We start from the raw sequence: 11,594 nt of genomic DNA, 5'->3' as shown, positions 1-11,594 counted from the left end.
GGCACCCCCTTCAGTCAGGAATTGAGGTAGCCGTTGGCGGCCAGAAAGCTTTCGGTAATCGTGCCACCAGCGCTCGGCTCTGCGGCTTTGTCGCCCAACAGCAGGCGCTCCAGATAACGCGCCAGCAAGTCGACCTCCAGGTTCACCCGACGACCCGGCTTGTAGGAAGCCATGATGGTTTCGCTCAGGGTGTGCGGAATGATCGTGAGCATGAACTCGGCGCCATCGACTGCGTTCACGGTCAGGCTGGTGCCGTCGACGGTGATCGAGCCTTTATGGGCGATGTACTTGGCCAGTTCTTTCGGTGCGCGGATGCGAAACTCCACGGCACGGGCATTATCGGCGCGGGAGACGATTTCGCCGACACCGTCGACGTGACCGCTGACCAGGTGACCACCGAGACGGGTGGTCGGGGTCAGGGCTTTTTCCAGATTGACCGGGCTGCCGCTTTTCAGGTCATTCATGGCGGTGCAGTCCAGCGTTTCGCGGCTGACGTCGGCGGCAAAGCCATTGCCCGGCAGCTCGACAGCCGTCAGGCAGACGCCGTTGACCGCGATGCTGTCGCCGAGTTTGACGTCGCTCAGGTCGAGCTTGCCGGTTTCAACATGCACCCGTACATCGCCGCCCTTTGGGGTCATTGCACGGATGCTGCCGATGGATTCGATGATGCCGGTAAACATGGGGTTCTCCTTGAGAACGAAGCCAGCGCTAAAGCGATGGCCGGGAATTATACGCTCGCCGTAAGGACAGGGATGGCAGTGACTCGCCAGTCATCGCCCACCGCACGAATTTCAGTGATTTTCAGCTCCGGCGCATCCTTCATATAGGCCAGCGGCCAGTCCAGCAATGGACGCGCCGTGGAGCCAAGGAACTTGCCGGCGATAAAGATCACGAACTCATCGACCAGACCGAGCTGGGCAAACGCCCCCGCCAAACGCGGACCGGCCTCGACCAGCACCTCGTTGACGTCACGGCTGGCCAACTCGACCAGCAATTGATGCAGGTCGACCTGACCGTCATCACCCGGCACGATCAAACATTCCGGGCCGTTGGCGTATTGCTCTTCGACGGCCATGCAGGTCGCGACCAGCGCCGGGCCAGCCTTGAAGAACGGTGCATCAAGCGGCACCCGCAGACGCCCGTCGATCAAAACCCGCAGCGGCGGACGGCTCATGGCCAACGCGGTTTGTTCGGCATCCAGACCCAGTTCGTCGGCGCGAACCGTCAAGCGCGCGCCATCGGCCAGCACGGTATCGGCGCCGGTCAGCACCACGGCCGCCTGAGCACGCAAACGCTGCACCGCCGAACGCGCGGACGGGCCGGTGATCCACTGGCTCTCGCCGCTTTCCATCGCCGTGCGACCGTCCAGACTCATGGCCAACTTGACTCGCACGAACGGCAAGCCGTGCTCCATGCGCTTCAAAAATCCGTGATTGAGCTTGCGCGCTTCGGCTTCCAGCACGCCGCTTTCAGTCGCAATGCCGGCATCGGCCAGACGCTGCAAACCGCGCCCGGCCACTTGCGGATTCGGATCACGCATTGCCGCAACCACTCGGCCGACACCGGCAATGACCAGCGCATCGGCGCACGGCGGCGTGCGCCCATGGTGGCTGCAAGGCTCGAGGGTGACGTATGCCGTAGCGCCGCGGGCCAGCTCACCGGCGGCGCGCAAGGCGTGGACTTCGGCGTGAGGTTCGCCGGCGCGCTCGTGCCAGCCTTCGCCGACAATCTGCCCGTCCTTCACGATCACGCAGCCAACCCGAGGATTGGGGTGCGTGGTGTAGTGACCTTTGCGCGCCAGTTCCAGCGCACGCGCCATGAAATGGGCGTCGAGGATGGCCTGCTCGGCGACGGTGGTCATTCTTTCACCGGTTCGCGGGCGAGGCGGTCGATTTCTTCGCGGAACTCGTTGAGGTCCTGGAAGCGCTTGTACACCGAAGCGAAACGGATGTAGGCGACTTCATCAAGCTTTTGCAGCTCGGCCATGACCAGTTCGCCGACCACGAGGGATTTGACCTCGCGCTCGCCGGTGGCGCGCAGCTTGTGCTTGATGTGGACCAGAGAGGATTCGAGGCGCTCGACGCTCACCGGACGTTTCTCCAGAGCGCGTTGCATGCCCGCGCGCAGTTTTTCTTCGTCGAACGGTTGGCGGCTGCCGTCGGTTTTGATCAGGCGCGGCAACACCAGTTCGGCCGTCTCGAATGTCGTGAAACGTTCGCCGCAGGCCAGGCATTCACGCCGGCGGCGCACCTGTTCGCCCTCGGCGACCAGACGCGAGTCGATGACCTTGGTGTCGTTGGCACCGCAGAAGGGACAGTGCATGGTGGCTGGCAACAAAAAAAGGGAGGGCCATGGTAGCGCATCCCGGTGGCAAGACAAGACATAGGGTTTGCGGTATACAGACGGGCATGATCGTTTGATCCATGGATTTCATTTTGCCGGAGCTGCCAATGCCTTTACGTCCGCTCGTTTTGCTCAGTCTTTTCAGCCTGCTGGTGGCCTGTGGCAGCGATGCGCCCAAGCCTCAACCGCCTACACCAGGCCCGGCGCCGCAGCAGGCGCAGAAAAAAGCCAATCAGGCCGCTGCCCTCGGCCCGCTGCCAGCCCATCAACGCGAACTGAGCGGCACCCTGCAAGGTGTGCCGGCCGGTGCCGAAGTCGAACTGGCGCTGCTGGTGATCGATGCAAAGGATCGCCCGCAACAACTGCTCGCCAGTTCCAGCCTGATCGGCAACAACCAGATCCTGCCATTCCACGTGCGTTTCAATCCCGAGGCCTTTCCAGCGGGGGCGCGGGTTGAGCTGCGTGGTCGGGCGAGTCAGTCCGGCCAACTGATCCTGCATCTACCGTCGCAAACCATCACCCAGCCGACCACGCAGGCGTTGGGCCAGTTGCAATTCGTCAAAGCACCATGAATGCACCGCTCGACCTGCAACAGGCATTGGGTGAATTGCTCGGCGACGCCAGACTCAAGGCCTGCGCGTTGCCCGGGACTGATTTACAGCTCTGGCTGATCGACGGCGACAACATGGCGCGCGAATTCAGCCAGGAAGAAACCCAGCGAATCCTGCATGAGCCGCCGTACTGGAGCTTTTGCTGGGCCAGCGGTATGGCGGTGGCGCGCTATCTGGCTGAGTTTCCCGAATGGGTGCGCGGCAAGCGCGTGCTGGATTTCGGCGCCGGTTCCGGCATCGCCGGGATTGCGGCGGTGAAGGCCGGCGCGCTGGAAGTGGTGGCCTGTGATCTCGATCCGCTGGCGATTGCCGCCTGTCGGGCGAATGCCGCGCTCAATGATGTGCAAATGAGTTATTCGACGAACTTCTTTGCCGAGGCGGATCGCTTTGATCTGATCCTGGTCGCGGATGTGTTGTACGACCGGGCGAATCTGCCGTTGCTGGATGCGTTTCTCAGCCGTGGCCGCGAGGCATTGGTGGCGGATTCGCGGGTCCGGGATTTTCGCCATCCGTTGTATCAACGCATTGAGATGCTGGAGGCGATGACTTTGCCGGATCTGGCTGAGCCGGAAGAATTTCGGCATGTCAGCCTTTACCATGCGCGGCGTGACTAAAAGCTTCGCGAGCAGGCTCGCTCCCACAGGGGAATGCATTCCAGGGTGGGAGCGAGCCTGCTCGCGAAAGCGTCCTTGCAGGCGACACATATCTCAAAACCCACCCCGCTTCCGGCCACACCCCGCCAACCCGTATAGTTGCCCCATCCACGCTTTTACGAGATTCCCCATGAGTCAGCAAACGCCGTACATCTTCGACGCCACGACTGCCGATTTCGACCAGTCGGTGATCGAGGCTTCTTTCAACAAACCGGTGCTGGTGGATTTCTGGGCCGAGTGGTGTGCGCCGTGCAAGGCGTTGATGCCGATGCTGCAAGGCATTGCCGAGAGCTATCAGGGCGAGCTGCTGTTGGCCAAGGTCAATTGCGATATCGAGCAAGACATCGTCGCCCGTTTCGGCATTCGCAGCCTGCCGACCGTGGTGCTGTTCAAGGACGGTCAACCGGTGGACGGTTTTGCCGGCGCGCAACCGGAATCCGCCGTGCGCGCATTGCTCGAACCGCATGTGCAGATGCCGCCGCCAGCCGCAGCCGATCCGTTCGAACAGGCTCAGGCACTGTTCGATGACGGTCGCTACGCAGATGCCGAAGCGGCGTTGGTGGTGATGCTTAACGAGGACAACACCAACGCCAAGGCGCTGATTCTCTACGCGCGATGCCTGACTGAACGTGGTGAACTGGACGAAGCGCAAACCGTGCTTGATGCGGTCAAGAGCGATGAGCACAAAGCCGCACTGGCCGGGGCCAAGGCCCAGATCAAGTTCCTCGGCCTTGCCCGCGATCTGCCGGACGCCGCCGACCTGAAAGCACGTCTGGCGAAAGATCCGCAGGACGACGAAGCGGTGTATCAATTGTCGATCCAGCAACTGGCGCGTCAGCAATATGAAGCGGCGCTGGATGCCTTGCTCAAGTTGTTTATCCGCAATCGCAGCTATGGCGAGGGGTTGCCGCACAAGACGTTGTTGCAGGTTTTCGAGTTGTTGGGCAACGAGCATCCGCTGGTGACTGTTTACCGTCGCAAGATGTTTGCTGCGCTTTATTGAAGATCAAAAGATCGCAGCGTGCCGCAGCGCCTACAGGGGATCGCAGTTGCCACCCGTTTTGCGGGTGAACGCTGAACCTGCAGGAGCTGCCGCAGGCTGCGATCTTTTGCTTTTGCGCGCTACTCTACCCAGCTGTAAAGCGGCGTATCCCCGCCGCTCATCACCTTCACATCCGCACTGTGTCGCAGTCGCACCAGCAGGCGCTTGCCTGATACCGCGCTGCCGGTCAGCCCTTCGAGCTGCTCCAGCAAGTCCGGCCCGCTGAGTTGCCCGGCCTTGCGCAACAGATCCTTGGCGAGCTGCCACAAGGCATCGTCTTGGTTCAGCGGTTTCGCCGCTGGCGTCGTCGCAATGCCTTCAGGTTGAGCAATCGGCGCCTGCGCATTCAAGGCCGAACCGAGCCTGGCCCAATCGCTGTCATCCAGTTCCACCGTCAAATCCACCGGCAAGTCGCCGACGGTTCCGCGTATCCGCAACATTGAGTTAGCTCCCGCACATTTCTGACCTGCATGCTCCCACGGGACTTGTGTAACGCCAAGCGCACGGGCAAACTCTGCGCACTTTCGTTATAAGATTACATAACAAACTTTTCATTTTACTGTTCGGAGACCGCCATGCGTCGTCTGTTGCTCGCTTTGCCGTTTGCCCTGTTGCCGCTGGCCGTCGCCCATGCAGCCAATGAGCATGACCACGATCACGACCATGAACACGGTAGCCTCGGCGCGCATGAACATGGCGTTGGCCGCCTCAACGCTGCACTGGATGGCCAGACGCTGGAACTTGAGCTGGAAAGCCCGGCGATGAATCTGGTGGGCTTCGAACATGCCGCCACCACGGACGCCGACAAGGCCAAGGTTGCCGCCGCCCGTGCGCAGCTTGAAAAGCCATTGGCCCTGTTCAACCTGCCATCCGCTGCCGGTTGCAAAGTGGTCAGTCAGGAACTGGAAAGCCCACTGTTCGGCGACAAGCCGGATGCTGACGACCACGACGACGATGACGCGGGCAAGGACAGCCACGAGCATCACCACGACCACAGCGAAATCCACGCGCACTATCAGTTCAAGTGCGCAGCTCCGGGCGCACTGAAGACGCTGGATCTGGCGAATATCTTCAACACCTTCCCGGCGACTCAGAAAATTCAGGTACAACTGATCAGCGCAAGCGGCCAGCAAGGTTCGGAAGTGACGGCGAAGGCTGCCTCGCTGAAATTCTAAAAACAGCGAAAATCCCCTGTAGGAGCTGCCGAAGGCTGCGATCTTTTGATCCTGGGCTTTTGAAGCAAGATCAAAAGATCGCAGCCTTCGGCAGCTCCTACGGGGTTCCGTGTTCAACCATGAAATTGGTGTCATGACCCAAGCACTCATCGAACTGTCCGACCTGGGCTTCAGTTGGCCCGGTCACCCACTGCTGCTGGACATCCCGGCGTTTCGGCTGGAAGCGGGTGAAACCCTGTTCCTCAAAGGCCCCAGCGGCAGCGGCAAGACGACCCTGCTCGGCTTGCTTGGCGGCGTGCAGAAACCTGATCGCGGCAGCATTCGTCTGCTGGGCCAGGAGCTGACCGAACTCTCGGCCGGTGCCCGCGACACATTCCGCGTCGACCACACCGGCTACATATTCCAGCAGTTCAACCTGCTGCCGTTTCTCTCGGTGCGCGAGAACGTCGAGTTGCCCTGCCACTTCTCGAAATTGCGCGCTGAACGGGCGAAACAGCGTCACGGCAGTGTCGATCAAGCCGCCGCCACCCTGCTCGCGCATTTGGGGCTGAAGGACGAAAGCATCCTCAGTCGCCGCGCCGACTCGCTGTCCATTGGTCAGCAACAACGAGTCGCCGCCGCCCGTGCGTTGATCGGTCAGCCAGAACTGGTGATCGCCGACGAACCGACCTCGGCGCTGGACTACGACGCCCGGGAAAATTTCATTCGCCTGTTGTTCGCCGAATGCCGCGAGGCCGGTTCAAGCCTGCTGTTCGTCAGCCACGACCAGAGTCTGGCGCCGCTGTTCGACCGTCATCTGTCCCTGGCCGAGCTCAATCGCGCCGCCACGTCTGCCGAGGTCTGAGATGTATCTGTTTCGTCTGGCCATGGCCAGCCTGGCCAACCGCCGCTTCACCGCGTTGCTCACTGCATTCGCCATCGCCCTGTCGGTCTGCCTGCTGCTCGCCGTCGAGCGTGTGCGCACCGAAGCCAAAGCCAGTTTCGCCAGCACCATCAGCGGCACCGACCTGATTGTCGGCGCCCGTTCTGGTTCGGTGAACCTGCTGCTTTACTCGGTGTTTCGCATCGGCAACGCCACCAACAACATCCGTTGGGACAGCTTCGAACACTTCGCCAACAACCCGAAAGTGAAGTGGGCGATCCCGATGTCGCTGGGCGACTCCCACCGCGGCTACCGCGTGATGGGCACCACCGAAGCCTATTTCGAGCATTACCAATACGGCCGCCAGCAGCATCTGGCGCTGGCCGACGGTCGCGCCTTTGCCACCGATCCATTTGAAGTGGTGCTCGGCGCCGAAGTGGCCGACGCGCTGCATTACAAGCTCGGCGACAAACTGGTGCTGGCCCATGGCGTGGCCGCGATCAGCCTGGTCAAACACGACGACAAACCGTTCACCGTGGTCGGCGTTCTCAAGCGCACCGGTACGCCGGTGGATCGCACGCTGCACATCAGCCTTGGCGGCATGGAGGCGATTCACATCGACTGGCACAACGGCGTGCCGGCCCGTGGCAACGGGCGGGTCAGCGCGGATCAGGCGCGAAACATGGACCTGACGCCGCAAGCGATCACCGCATTCATGCTGGGCCTCAACAGCAAGATTTCCACCTTCGCCCTGCAACGCGAGATCAATGAATTCCGTGGCGAACCGATGCTGGCGATCCTGCCGGGCGTGGCCTTGCAGGAACTGTGGAGCCTGATGAGCACCGCCGAAAAAGCGCTGTTCGTGGTCTCGCTGTTCGTGGTGCTGACCGGGTTGATCGGCATGCTTACGGCGATTCTCACCAGCCTCAACGAGCGGCGCCGCGAGATGGCGATCCTGCGTTCGGTCGGTGCGCGACCGTGGCACATTGCGAGTCTGCTGGTGCTGGAAGCCTTTGCCCTGGCGTTGACCGGAGTGATCGCCGGACTGGCGTTGTTGTACATCGGCATTGCTGCTGCGCAGGGTTACGTGCAGGCCAATTACGGTTTGTTCCTGCCGCTGGCGTGGCCGAGCGAGTATGAATGGACCCTGCTCGGTGGCATTCTGGCGGCCGCGCTGCTGATGGGCAGCGTGCCGGCCTGGCGCGCCTATCGCCAATCTTTGGCCGATGGCCTGTCGATCCGTTTATGAGGATGTTCACCATGCCCCGCGCACTGCTCGCGCTGTTATTGCTGGTCGCCCTGCCCGTATGGGCAGCCGCGCCAAAAGACCTGACCTGGTCGGAAATGATCCCGCCGGACGCCGCGCCGGAAGTGCCGAACATGACGCCTCTGCACGACCTGTCGAAGATGAGCGATGCGCTGTCGGCTGAGTCGGCGCCAGCAGCCAAACAGGACTTGCCGAACGCCCCGGTGGTGCAAAGCCTCGACGGCCAGAACATTCGCCTGCCGGGTTATATCGTGCCGCTGGAAGTCAATGAAGAGGGGCGCACCACGGACTTTTTGCTGGTGCCGTATTTCGGTGCCTGCATCCACGTGCCGCCACCACCGTCGAACCAGATCGTGCATGTGAAAAGCGAACTCGGGGTGAAGCTCGATGAGCTGTATCAGCCTTACTGGATCGAGGGGCCGATGCAGGTCAAGGCGTCCAGCAGTGAACTGGCGGATGCCGGGTATCAGATGGAGGCAGACAAGATTTATGTGTATGAGCTGCCAGAGTGAATGCCGGTAATTTTGTGCTGATTGACCCATCGTTTTCGCGAGCAGGCTCGCTCCCACAGGAGATTACATTCCAAGGTGGGAGCGAGCCTGCTCGCGAAGAGGCCCTCCAAAACCCCACAAAAACCCGCCCCTTCACTGTTTCATTGAGCTGAGTCAAAAGACCGGATCAGACGGCTTCATACAATAGGACATCAGAAAATTTTAATGTCCTTTTGGAGCCCCCATGAACAAGTCCTTGCTCAGCGCTTCGCTGGTTGCCCTCGCGCTCGCAGCCCCGCTCGCCCACGCCCACGAAGCCGGCGACATCCTGATCCGTGCCGGTGCAATCACCGTCAACCCGAAGGCCGACAGCTCCAGCGTCAAGGTCGATCAGGGTCCGTTGAGTGGCGCCAATCTGGGCGGCAAGGCGACCATGAGCAGCGATACTCAACTGGGTTTGAACTTCGCTTACATGCTCACCAACCACGTCGGTATCGAGTTGCTTGCAGCCACGCCGTTCGAACATGACGTGAAGCTCAAAGGCACTGCCCTGCCAGCGGCCAACGGCAAACTCGGCACGCTGAAACACCTGCCACCGACCCTCAGCGTCGTCTACTACCCGCTCGATTCGAAGTCGGCTTTCCAGCCGTATGTCGGCGGCGGCATCAACTACACCTGGATCTACGACGAACACGTCGGCAGTGAAGCCAGCGCCAACGGCTTCAGCAACTTCAAGGCGAAAAACTCCTGGGGTCTGGCGTGGCAGGTCGGCGCGGATTACATGATCACCGACAACATCATGCTCAACGCCCAAGTGCGTTACATCGATATCGACACCCGCGCGACCGTTGAGAACAACGCTGTTGCACCGGGCACTCGGGCACGGGTGAATGTGGATGTGGATCCGTTCATCTACATGGTCGGTTTGGGCTATAAGTTCTAAGCCGGATGTACAGAACGTTCACGTGGTGGTGAATGAGGCTTGGTGGTGAGCAGGTTGAAACTGAAGACGACTGATGTGCAGTCGATCGGGGAATAAAATTCCCTTGCCACAGGGATTGAGACAAATCCCGGCCGTGAAAAAGGCGCCTGTTGAAGGGCGCCTTTTTCATGCCTGGGAGATTTGTGGAGTTAGCTAGATCCAGCCCCCTCACCCCAGCCCTCTCCCTCAGGGATAGGGGAAAGAGAGCAGATCTTCATGCTGTTCAAGACCTGGGTTCGACTCGAACTTTCACGTCGGCGTAGCTCGAACATCCACCTTGCCAGTCCCCTCTCCCTCTGAGAGAGGGTTAGGGTGAGGGGCTTTTCAGGCGCGCCCCAACAACCGTGCCAAACCAACATTCATCGGCGTCTGTGGCGGCAGTTTGAATCGCTCGAGCAACCGCCGATTGTTCGCCCGCGAATGACGGATGTCGCCCGAGCGCGCCGGGCCGTAGCTGACGGGAGGCAACTCGCCCACTACCGCTTGCAGCGCTTCAAGCATCTGCTTGAGGCTCATCGCCTGATTCCAGCCGACGTTCACCGCGCCGATTTCGACAACAGGCTTTTCGATTGCCTGCACCAGAATGTCGACCAGATCCTCGACATAGAGGAAGTCGCGCGTCTGCTCGCCATCGCCGAACACGGTGATCGGCAAGCCGTTCTGCGCGCGTTCGCTGAAGATGCTGATGACCCCCGAGTACGGTGAGGATGGATCCTGGCGTGGGCCGAAGATATTGAAGAAGCGGAAAATCGCTGGTTCAAGACCATGCTGGCGGCGGTAGAAATCGAAGTAGTACTCGCCGGCCAGTTTGTCCGACGCGTAGGGCGTCAACGGGGCTTTTGGCGTGTCTTCATCAATCGACTCGCCCTCGCCGTTGTTGCCGTACACCGCTGCGCTGGAGGCGTATAACACCCGCTTGACCCCGGCCAGCCGCATGGCCTCGCAGACATTCAAGGTGCCGATGAAATTGCTCTGGTGAGTCTTCACCGGATCATCCACCGACGCCTGCACCGAGGCCACCGCCGCCAAATGCGCGACCGCGCTGCAGCCCCGCATCGCCTGGGCAACCAACGCCGGATCGGCGACATCGCCAACAATCAGTTCCACCCGAGGATTGTCCAGCGGCAGGTTGCTGCGTTTGCCGGTCGACAGGTCATCCAGTATCCGCACCGAATGACCCTTGGCGAGCAACGCGTCAGTCAGGTGCGAGCCAATGAACCCCGCGCCGCCGGTGATTAAAACAGTGCCTTCAGCCATGGCGATAAAACCTATCCAGTAAGCCCGGGAGCGCGGCACGCCAGGCGCGCGGCTTGATCCCGAAGGTGTGCAGAATTTTCTTGCAGGCGAGCACCGCGTGTTGCGGTTCCTCGGCAGCGTCCGGCCGTGCGGCGTGAGCCTGGGCGGTCGGCGCTTCGATGGCCAGCGCGTGGAGGCTGCGGGCCTCGGTCAGAATCGCCTGACCCAGCGCCAGCGGTGTGGTCGCCTCATGCCCGGCGTAGTGATAAGTGCCCCACAGCGGCGCCGCGCAATCGAGCTGCTTGAGCACCGAGATGATCACCCGTGCGGCATCGTCGACCGGAGTCGGATTGCCTCGGCGATCATCGGCCATGAGCAATTCCTCCGGCAGTTCGGCGCGGGCGAGGAAACGCCCGAGCGTGCCTTGCGCGCTGTCATCGAGCAGCCAACCGAAACGCAGCAACACATGCTGCGGGCAGGTGGCGCGAACGCTTTGCTCGATCCGCCACAACGCCTGACCGCGCAGGCCCAGCGGCACCGGTTCGTCTTTTTCGCTGTACGCGGTGGCACGCGAGCCGTCGAACACCCGATAACTGGACGGTTGCACGAGGACGATATTGTGGTGCTGGCACAGTTCGGCCAGACGCTCGATGGCCCGTTCCTGCCCGGCCATGCGGCTTTCGCTGACCGTTTCGGCCTGAAACCAGTCGAAATAGTAGGCGAGGTTGATCAACGCATCCGGACGAGTGTCGTCAAGCAGTTGCGTCAGGCTCGCGGCATCCCAGCCGTCTTCTGGCGGGCGGGGGGCGAGGAAGCCGATGTCTTCTTCCGCACCGAGGCGAATCAGCGCCTGCCCAAGGGCATTTCCGCCGCCCAGTAACATAAGGCGCATTCGCATAAAGTCAACAGGCCCAGTCTGATTGGAACGATGG

At 61.2% G+C, this 11,594-nt stretch carries 14 protein-coding genes; 8 read left to right on the top strand and 6 right to left on the bottom strand.

From position 1 onward, the window contains the following. Positions 1-14: 14 nt before the first annotated feature. Genes H8B20_RS24390 through nrdR form a run of 3 tightly spaced genes read right to left on the bottom strand, consistent with a single transcriptional unit; the run spans position 15 to position 2,322 of the window. Positions 15-680 (bottom strand): riboflavin synthase, encoded by a 666-nt coding sequence (locus H8B20_RS24390; RefSeq protein ID WP_042561299.1) that lies wholly within the window; start codon positions 678-680, stop codon positions 15-17. Between the two features lie 47 nt (positions 681-727). Continuing rightward, positions 728-1,861 carry a bifunctional diaminohydroxyphosphoribosylaminopyrimidine deaminase/5-amino-6-(5-phosphoribosylamino)uracil reductase RibD gene (ribD, locus tag H8B20_RS24385; protein WP_210624840.1) on the bottom strand — a complete coding sequence of 378 codons (1,134 nt, stop codon included), beginning with the start codon at positions 1,859-1,861 and terminating at the stop codon, positions 728-730. Next, positions 1,858-2,322 (bottom strand): transcriptional regulator NrdR, encoded by a 465-nt coding sequence (gene nrdR, locus H8B20_RS24380; RefSeq protein WP_007910946.1) that lies wholly within the window; start codon positions 2,320-2,322, stop codon positions 1,858-1,860. The genes ribD and nrdR overlap by 4 nt, the downstream gene beginning before the upstream one ends. 128 nt (positions 2,323-2,450) lie before the next feature. Here nrdR and H8B20_RS24375 point away from each other — a divergent pair, with 128 nt between their 5' ends. From H8B20_RS24375 to trxA, 3 genes are all read left to right on the top strand, one after another. Next, positions 2,451-2,915, top strand: a complete 465-nt coding sequence (locus H8B20_RS24375; protein ID WP_042562223.1) for a YbaY family lipoprotein — start codon at positions 2,451-2,453, stop codon at positions 2,913-2,915. Next, entirely contained in the window at positions 2,912-3,568 is a 657-nt protein-coding gene (locus H8B20_RS24370; protein ID WP_210624839.1) for a class I SAM-dependent methyltransferase, read from the top strand. The genes H8B20_RS24375 and H8B20_RS24370 overlap by 4 nt, the downstream gene beginning before the upstream one ends. Positions 3,569-3,737: 169 nt before the next feature. After that, complete coding sequence (trxA, locus tag H8B20_RS24365) at positions 3,738-4,610, top strand: thioredoxin (RefSeq protein WP_042561302.1); 873 nt, start codon at positions 3,738-3,740, stop codon at positions 4,608-4,610. Positions 4,611-4,729: 119 nt separating this feature from the next. On the opposite strand, the gene H8B20_RS24360 is transcribed toward trxA, so the two are convergent. Next, a complete protein-coding gene (locus H8B20_RS24360; protein ID WP_210624838.1) occupies positions 4,730-5,089 on the bottom strand; it encodes a hypothetical protein in 360 nt (119 codons plus the stop codon). Between the two features lie 135 nt (positions 5,090-5,224). Here H8B20_RS24360 and H8B20_RS24355 point away from each other — a divergent pair, with 135 nt between their 5' ends. From H8B20_RS24355 to H8B20_RS24335, 5 genes are all read left to right on the top strand, one after another. After that, positions 5,225-5,824 (top strand): DUF2796 domain-containing protein, encoded by a 600-nt coding sequence (locus H8B20_RS24355; protein WP_210624837.1) that lies wholly within the window; start codon positions 5,225-5,227, stop codon positions 5,822-5,824. A 133-nt stretch (positions 5,825-5,957) separates the two neighbouring features. Then, positions 5,958-6,668, top strand: a complete 711-nt coding sequence (locus H8B20_RS24350; protein ID WP_042561307.1) for an ABC transporter ATP-binding protein — start codon at positions 5,958-5,960, stop codon at positions 6,666-6,668. Between the two features lies 1 nt (position 6,669). Then, the gene (locus H8B20_RS24345; RefSeq protein ID WP_115146462.1) at positions 6,670-7,935 is read left to right on the top strand and encodes an ABC transporter permease; all 1,266 of its coding nucleotides are present in this window, start codon (positions 6,670-6,672) and stop codon (positions 7,933-7,935) included. Positions 7,936-7,946: 11 nt separating this feature from the next. Then, positions 7,947-8,465, top strand: coding sequence for a DUF3299 domain-containing protein (locus H8B20_RS24340; RefSeq protein ID WP_042562226.1), 519 nt, complete (start codon positions 7,947-7,949; stop codon positions 8,463-8,465). A 223-nt stretch (positions 8,466-8,688) separates the two neighbouring features. Beyond that, positions 8,689-9,387, top strand: a complete 699-nt coding sequence (locus H8B20_RS24335) for an OmpW/AlkL family protein (protein ID WP_042561309.1) — start codon at positions 8,689-8,691, stop codon at positions 9,385-9,387. A gap of 363 nt (positions 9,388-9,750) precedes the next feature. On the opposite strand, the gene H8B20_RS24330 is transcribed toward H8B20_RS24335, so the two are convergent. Further along, a complete protein-coding gene (locus tag H8B20_RS24330) occupies positions 9,751-10,683 on the bottom strand; it encodes an NAD-dependent epimerase/dehydratase family protein (protein ID WP_210624836.1) in 933 nt (310 codons plus the stop codon). Beyond that, the gene (locus tag H8B20_RS24325) at positions 10,676-11,560 is read right to left on the bottom strand and encodes a sugar nucleotide-binding protein (RefSeq protein ID WP_042561311.1); all 885 of its coding nucleotides are present in this window, start codon (positions 11,558-11,560) and stop codon (positions 10,676-10,678) included. The genes H8B20_RS24330 and H8B20_RS24325 overlap by 8 nt, the downstream gene beginning before the upstream one ends. Between the last annotated feature and the right edge of the window lie 34 nt (positions 11,561-11,594).

The organism is Pseudomonas sp. P42 (assembly GCF_017973755.1).
GTDB classification, from domain to species: Bacteria; Pseudomonadota; Gammaproteobacteria; order Pseudomonadales; family Pseudomonadaceae; genus Aquipseudomonas; species Aquipseudomonas iridis.
Note: the sequence above shows the minus strand (reverse complement) of the source record. Positions and strands in the feature narration are given on the sequence as shown.

What these genes read in the sequence shown, in the direction of transcription:
- H8B20_RS24390 (WP_042561299.1), bottom strand. Translation starts at nt 680, where the DNA reads ATGTTTACCGGCATCATCGAATCCATCGGCAGCATCCGTGCAATGACC.
- ribD (WP_210624840.1), bottom strand. Translation starts at nt 1,861, where the DNA reads ATGACCACCGTCGCCGAGCAGGCCATCCTCGACGCCCATTTCATGGCG.
- nrdR (WP_007910946.1), bottom strand. Translation starts at nt 2,322, where the DNA reads ATGCACTGTCCCTTCTGCGGTGCCAACGACACCAAGGTCATCGACTCG.
- H8B20_RS24375 (WP_042562223.1), top strand. Translation starts at nt 2,451, where the DNA reads ATGCCTTTACGTCCGCTCGTTTTGCTCAGTCTTTTCAGCCTGCTGGTG.
- H8B20_RS24370 (WP_210624839.1), top strand. Translation starts at nt 2,912, where the DNA reads ATGAATGCACCGCTCGACCTGCAACAGGCATTGGGTGAATTGCTCGGC.
- trxA (WP_042561302.1), top strand. Translation starts at nt 3,738, where the DNA reads ATGAGTCAGCAAACGCCGTACATCTTCGACGCCACGACTGCCGATTTC.
- H8B20_RS24360 (WP_210624838.1), bottom strand. Translation starts at nt 5,089, where the DNA reads ATGTTGCGGATACGCGGAACCGTCGGCGACTTGCCGGTGGATTTGACG.
- H8B20_RS24355 (WP_210624837.1), top strand. Translation starts at nt 5,225, where the DNA reads ATGCGTCGTCTGTTGCTCGCTTTGCCGTTTGCCCTGTTGCCGCTGGCC.
- H8B20_RS24350 (WP_042561307.1), top strand. Translation starts at nt 5,958, where the DNA reads ATGACCCAAGCACTCATCGAACTGTCCGACCTGGGCTTCAGTTGGCCC.
- H8B20_RS24345 (WP_115146462.1), top strand. Translation starts at nt 6,670, where the DNA reads ATGTATCTGTTTCGTCTGGCCATGGCCAGCCTGGCCAACCGCCGCTTC.
- H8B20_RS24340 (WP_042562226.1), top strand. Translation starts at nt 7,947, where the DNA reads ATGCCCCGCGCACTGCTCGCGCTGTTATTGCTGGTCGCCCTGCCCGTA.
- H8B20_RS24335 (WP_042561309.1), top strand. Translation starts at nt 8,689, where the DNA reads ATGAACAAGTCCTTGCTCAGCGCTTCGCTGGTTGCCCTCGCGCTCGCA.
- H8B20_RS24330 (WP_210624836.1), bottom strand. Translation starts at nt 10,683, where the DNA reads ATGGCTGAAGGCACTGTTTTAATCACCGGCGGCGCGGGGTTCATTGGC.
- H8B20_RS24325 (WP_042561311.1), bottom strand. Translation starts at nt 11,560, where the DNA reads ATGCGAATGCGCCTTATGTTACTGGGCGGCGGAAATGCCCTTGGGCAG.